Here is a 6,434-nt window from a genome sequence, read left to right as displayed (position 1 = left end):
AGAGTTTTGATTCTTCAAAGCGCTTGTAAATTTCAATCCAATCAATTGTAGCTGTGAAGGATTGGTACTGAGCTGTGATTTTTATGTTAGGAGTATCCATGTCAGACCTTTTAGTAAACAAAATCGACATGGATATTTTGCGACGTTATATAATGGTTGTCAGTTCGGGCTTGGGAAAGATACGATTAAATCCCGGGAACGCGTTCGTTGGAATAATCCCAGATACATGATTAAATCCTGGGAACGCGTTCCTGGGATTAGCAAAAGCTTTATTTAAAAGTGCGAAAAAACAGGTTTAGGAATCTTACCTTTGTTCGATTGAGAACAGAGCATTTTCAGACAATAAAAATATATTGGAAGCTTATCCAATTATACCTTCAGACAGGATCAGTTCCCCTAGGGCAGGATCACTCTTTTGGCTATAGTTCGTCCTTATTCTGTAACTTATCCTTAATTACCTAGCCAGTTCTGTGATAAGGAATTACACTTTTTTATCCTATTACTAGCCTGAGAGAGATTTACAGTTAATGAAAGCAGACCTTTAGCTAACAAATAATAATGTTATTATATAACTTCCTACAGACAAACAAAAAATTACCATTATCAAATGCAAGATTAAATACGAGAAAAAAAATCTAAATACTTTTCCTTCAAAATATCCATACTATAATTATTAATCAGATAGTTATAGTTCATCTGATTATATAGCGATATGTCATCAGTCATTTTGTCATTCATCCATAATAAGATCTTTCTTGCAAGTTCATCCGGACTACACGGATTAAATAATATATCTCCTGTCAAACAACAATCTCTATTCATTGGAATATCAGATACTAATGCAGGAATACTGTTCATATATGCCTCTAACAATACATTTGGAGTACCTTCCTCAAAGGATGGAAGAATAAGCAAATCCGTTGTCTCGTAAATGCTATTTATATTGGATATAAAACCAGTAACAGTTACATTTAATTTATTTTTTTTTATTTTGTCTTTTATATCATAATAATAATTTTCGTCTTGTATCCCTCCGGCTAATATACAACGAATATCTTGATATTCAGCAAAAGGAATCATTGCTTTCAGTAACAAAAGAGCATCAATCACAACCATTTGATTTTTAATTCTATTAATTCTTGCTGGCACAATTATATTGTAATATTTATGATCAATTCTTTGGACTTTATTATTCTTTATACCATTATTAAATACTGTTACATTTAACAAAGTTTTTTCATGAATATAATCAGCTGCATAACGAGAATTACAGATAACTCTATCACACCTTCTTAATAATGATATCTTGAATTTTCTATCACATATTTGTCTTCCTGTATTTCTTTCATTAAATATTACCTTTAAACCTTTAGATTTAAAAAGAGGAACTAACATAAGTTGTGTAACGTAAGAAAACATCACGGCATTTATATGATGCTTTTTCATATAATGTTTTACCCAAAAATATTGTTTGAATAGAACTTTTATTTTCTCAATATTTCGCCATATTCTTTTAACGTTAATCACATTTCCCTTCAACTGATAAAAAGTTATTTCCTTATGATCTTGTATAAACTTCTTTGTAGTTTCTTCTTGTCCAATTAAAGGCCTATTTAATAATAATACTGTCACATGAAAACATTCAGAAGAAGAGAAAGATTCCATGATATATCTATACTGTTTTTCAGCACCGCCTATAAATAATGCCGGCATTATAAATAATAATTCTTTTCTCATTATAGTCACCATTTTTTTTTATCTTAGCAAGAAGCTTAATAAAATGATTCTAATTACTATATAAATCATAAAATAAGCAACTGTCTTACAATTGGGCTTCATAAAAGAGATAAATCAGAAAAGAGAATTCTTGAAGAACAAGTGAAATTAGCTCAGATTTATCAATAAAACAATCAACTTGTTATTTTTCAGAATTTTCTGTTGTTTTATCTGCAAAATGGGATAAAAAAAGAAAGATCTCATGTTGATTTAAAAGAAATTATTGGACATTATTCTTTTTAGTAAGTTCAGCAAGTATTGCTGTAATCTTTTTTCTACGAGATACACATAAAAGTATTATGCTAAAAATAAACAAATATCTTAATGTAGAGTAACTATAGAATAAAGCAGAAACAATAGCAACAGAAACAACAACCACACTCATAATCAAAATTTTTCTATCGTCAAATAAAAGCATATTATCGTCTTTACAACATTTCTTCATATAAATCCAATGAGCAAATGCATAAATAACATAGCATGCCAACGTAGTATACCCTGCTGCAAGATATCCAAATGCATTAATAAATATATAATTTAATAAAACATTTACTAATGCGGATACAGTTGAAGCAATACCTATAAATTTTGTTTTAAGAGAATAATGTTCTATAGGAGCAAACATTGTAAATAGTAAAATAAAAAACATTGAACATGCAACAGGGGGGATAACATAAATACCATCATAATAATCGACCGTTGCCATAATCTTCATAATTTCAGGGGCAAAAAGTATTATTAAAAAAAGAAGTGAAAGGTATAGTAATAAAATTGCATTGACAACTTGTTTTATTCCTGAATACATTTTTTTCTTTAATCTTTGAAGTAACCATGGATTATAAGATGCAGCCAAAGCTTGATTAAGAATATAAACCACGCATGCACTACTATAAGCAACAGAATATATTCCAGCCTCACTTAATCCAATCATGTTTTGAATCATAATTCTATCCAATTGATTTAAAATGACTGATGAAATAAAATGAGGAATCATTGGAATGTTATAAAGTAGCGCAAATTTCCAATACTTAAAATTGACGATACTCTTTTTTCCTTTTACCATATCAAAAAAACAGAACAAACCAATTATCATAAGGATAATTGCAGTTCCGCTGATCTTTCCAAATGATTTATCTTTTAACATAAACACTAAAACTAAAGACACTAGTACCCCAAGAATTATATTTAATACCGATACTATAGTCATTTTTTTATAGTTGTAATCAAATCGTTGTCTTAGTGTCCACATTCCAAGAATTATCGTGAAGAAACATTGGACGGTCATAATAAAAATATATCTATAATCCAATTGTATTATTGGAATCAATGAGTTATACACTAAAAATAATATCAATGACATTATAAGAGTAATAATTATCTCTAGCCCAACCATTGAAGACTGAAAATTATCTCTATCATTATCAAATCTAACTAAGCCAACATTAAAAACACTGTTAGATAAATTCAAAGTTAAAAAGATTATTATTATTTGCTCCCATGAATTGTAAATACTAATTACCCCATATTCTTCCGTACTTAATACACGTGTAAATATAGGCAAGGTAATAAATGAAATTCCTTTTTGAAGAAGAGAACAAACAAAATACCAAAAAGATACCTTTAAAGGAAGAGGAATATTGTTATATTTCGATTTTATTTTATGTATTTTTATATTCAAAATTTTCTTCTCTCCCCTTAGCAAAAAAGTTTGAAAAGTATCTTTCTAAAGGTTCTTACCAAGATATCAAATGAATTAAAGTTATATGGTAATTCTTTATCCTTAATTAATTCCATATTTATATATACACCATGATCTTCAGGAAGAGAAATATAAGAATTGTTTTGTTTTAACCTAGTTCTTAAATCTTCAATCAGTTGATCAAAGGACATATCCTTTCGGGATAATTGACAGAGCACACTTAAATATTTAACTTTTAAATCTGGTTTTTGGATTAATGAGTGATATAAAAGAGCAGAATAATAGTCATCACCATTTAATGTGTAAGCATCTATATCTTTGTTGAAAACACGATTCTTTAAAAACAGCTTTTCCCAAAAAAAAGGATAATAGCCATCACCAAAACTTCTAACATCAAGTCTTATTTTTTTATTACCTATTGTAACGTAATAGTTAGACCTCAGTTTATCTTTATATTTAGGAGTTGCATTAACAAGATTAATAAACTTAATCTTATCTTCAACAAGTAAATCAATATCTTCCCCATTGGATATATTATTTATAATATTGTCCCAGTTTCTTAAAATAACATATTCACTGTTCTTATTTATGAAACAAAAAAAGTCTTGTATACTTGAAAATTCCATAGTTAATTAGCCACATCTCGATCAAAAAAACTGTGCAAAAGTTAATTTATTGATTCCTAAATCTATACTTTGTTTCAAAGGAATTCAATTGACTATTAAAAATAACTAAGTAGGATCTTAGTAAATACTTTCTCAGCCAATATAAATTAAAGGATAAACAACTGTTAAGCGATTTTCATTTCCCAATACTAAGGTAACTCAGCATATATAGTTCACTGAAAAAATAATATACAGAATAGCCTGCCTATAAAACATGTGACAAAAATCTGCTTTTTTTGCAGCTATATTCCAATAATTGAATTTTGAAAATAAAGTGAAAAAACTTTTGTTCTGAAAGGAATTTAATATTTTTTTCTCTATTTAAGAAAATTAATGTATTAAAAAAACACACAATTAAGCCAGATTTAACAATGAGTTCATATTAAAAACTATATACAAGCTACACAAATCAAATAATATATCGCAAAATTATTTACATTCTGAGTACTAGATATACTCCAAAACTAAAGTGAACCAAATAAAGTATATCAATAAATTCGGTAAATCACCGTCTATCTTATTTTTTGTAATTCGAAAGTAGTGTATATAATATTAGCAACCTGCTCTGCTGAATTCATTTCTGTATCTATAATCAAATCACTTTTCTTTGTATAATACTTATCCATGATCATTTTGCTTTTTTTCAGTCTATTTATTTCGTCGTCAGTATTAATGTCATTTTTTCTACATAATGATGTATCTATTGAGCATTGAAGATAAACAGTTAATGTGGGGTTGTACATAAAAGTTTTAAAAAAAATATTATATAGCCACTCTGCAGGTCGATTAAATATAGACTTTCCATATTTTTCGTACTGCAAAATTTGTTCATCAGCATATCTATCAAAAATAATAATCTCATTAAAAGTTTTGTATTTATACACACGATGTCGAAGATCATATATAACAGCTATTGGTTTTAGAATCTTCTTTATAAACTTATTAGCAATAGAATTATTCTCATCAAAAATATAGCGAGCAAGTTTTGTTTCCCACTCTTTTTGCCCCATATATTGAACTATAGATTTAGGAAAGAATTGTGTGTGCAACAATCTTACAACAGTACTTTTTCCTGTACCATCAACTCCTACTACACATATACTCTTTACATTCACGCTTGTTCCTCCAGCCACTTCAATATTACTCTGTTCTTTTTTAATATATAATCAAAATTATTCTTTGTTATTCCCTTAGATGCTCTTAAAGAGTCAGCATATAAACGCCTGAGCATGAATAAAGCAAAATAATCTCGCTTCTTTTTTGAATCAAATTTAACGCCCATCTCCGAAAACAACATATCAAGTAAACTATTCGAATTAGTTTCATTAGAAATATACCATTCAATTAAATCCCATTTACCATTATCTACAGCTTCGACATAGCAACAATTCAGAATATCATAGAAAAAAAGGTCTTTACTATACCTTTCAAAATCAATAAGGTAAGTTTTTTTTCCGTCATTCAAAATATTACCAAAATGCATATCTCCATGTTGATAAATTGAGGGAATATGGAAATTTTCAGAAATACATTTTATTAGTTTTTTTGTATAATCGCACAATTGACTGTTACACAAGGAAATAATTTGTTTTAAGCTCATCTGATCCGAAATAATATTTGAATCATGACAATAGCGAGCGTAATAAATGTAAGAATAAAATATTTCTTCTAGTAACAAAATTCTATCTTCGCTCCGAAACTTAAAAGAAGGAATATAATCTATATACTTCTCAAATATTCCTTCATCATCCTCTCCAATTATTGTTGTATTAAAAAAATCTTTAAATCGTTTTTGTCCACTTATAATTATTTTCTTCTTATTTTCGCTAATTTTTGTGTAAATAAGTTTATTCGTTAAGTCAAATAATTTATATTCTCCCTCTGACAAAACCATAATATAATCAGCCTGAAATATTTTTTTTAAATTTGACTTATTATTTAATATTATTTTATTAAAAAAACAAAAATACTTAGCAGGATACTTATCCTTTATTTCACCAACGTTAATATTATATACAATAGGTTTACCATACAAATGTAACTTGTACTTACCCTTTTTAAGGTAACCACAATTCTTTACCTCATTAAATGCAACAAAAGCTTTTTTTGCAAGAAATAGTTCATATGGTAAATGGAATAATCCTTCTAGCATTTTCATATTCTCTTCATTTGAAGTTAATTTTTTAGTGTATATTTTTTTTAACTCTAGTTTCCCACATGGAAATTTAAAACAAAACTAGATTCACTCCAGGTTTGATGCTCTTTAAAAACTTGTATTGATTTATTTTTGGGGA

The 6,434-nt window shown here is 27.8% G+C and carries 5 protein-coding genes; all 5 read right to left on the bottom strand.

The genetic code is table 11. The features are described from left to right. Positions 1 to 615: 615 nt before the first annotated feature. Entirely contained in the window at positions 616 to 1,737 is a 1,122-nt protein-coding gene (locus B5D46_RS11635; RefSeq protein WP_159443115.1) for a glycosyltransferase family 4 protein, read from the bottom strand. Positions 1,738 to 1,996: 259 nt separating this feature from the next. Beyond that, positions 1,997 to 3,454 (bottom strand): lipopolysaccharide biosynthesis protein, encoded by a 1,458-nt coding sequence (locus B5D46_RS11630; protein WP_159443114.1) that lies wholly within the window; start codon positions 3,452 to 3,454, stop codon positions 1,997 to 1,999. Positions 3,455 to 3,471: 17 nt separating this feature from the next. Next, a complete protein-coding gene (locus B5D46_RS11625; RefSeq protein ID WP_078929592.1) occupies positions 3,472 to 4,101 on the bottom strand; it encodes a hypothetical protein in 630 nt (209 codons plus the stop codon). 551 nt (positions 4,102 to 4,652) lie between these two features. Further along, positions 4,653 to 5,273 carry a nucleoside/nucleotide kinase family protein gene (locus B5D46_RS11620; RefSeq protein WP_159443113.1) on the bottom strand — a complete coding sequence of 207 codons (621 nt, stop codon included), beginning with the start codon at positions 5,271 to 5,273 and terminating at the stop codon, positions 4,653 to 4,655. After that, entirely contained in the window at positions 5,252 to 6,292 is a 1,041-nt protein-coding gene (locus B5D46_RS11615) for a phosphotransferase (protein WP_143675685.1), read from the bottom strand. The genes B5D46_RS11620 and B5D46_RS11615 overlap by 22 nt, the downstream gene beginning before the upstream one ends. Positions 6,293 to 6,434: the final 142 nt, after the last annotated feature.

It is taken from the genome of Succinivibrio dextrinosolvens DSM 3072 (assembly GCF_900167015.1).
Classification (GTDB): domain Bacteria; phylum Pseudomonadota; class Gammaproteobacteria; order Enterobacterales; family Succinivibrionaceae; genus Succinivibrio; species Succinivibrio dextrinosolvens.
The sequence above is the reverse complement of the archived record's forward strand: the minus strand, read 5'-3'. Positions and strand labels throughout refer to the sequence as shown.